The sequence below is a fragment of the Affinundibacterium flavidum genome (assembly GCF_014284175.1).
In the GTDB taxonomy this organism is placed as follows: Bacteria; Pseudomonadota; Gammaproteobacteria; order Burkholderiales; family Burkholderiaceae_D; genus Undibacterium; species Undibacterium flavidum.
The window spans coordinates 1-255 of record NZ_JACOGA010000072.1; the positions used below are offsets into that span (position 1 = coordinate 1).

The window sequence follows — 255 nt, forward strand, 5'->3', positions numbered from 1 at the left end:
CCGGTGCTGCATTGGCGCTGCTTAAGGTCACGGTATACGTCACCGTTCCAGCTGCTTCATTGACGTCGCCTGGACCGCTAATACTAATCGTTGGTACTGCGCCGTCCGTGATCGTGCCTGTGCCGACAATCGCTGCACTATTTTGTGCTGTCGCTGCCGATAAAGTGATCGTTTCAGATCCTTCCACCACGCCGTCATTGGTGGTGGCGATACGCACCTGGAAGCCATTGGCTCCCGCTGGTACGACTACGCTGC

General features: G+C 56.9%; 1 protein-coding gene. It reads right to left on the minus strand.

Going from position 1 to position 255, the window contains the following annotated elements; translation table 11 throughout:
* A partial coding sequence (locus H8K55_RS21410) for a hypothetical protein (protein ID WP_186944272.1) occupies window positions 1-255 on the minus strand: 255 nt, incomplete at both ends.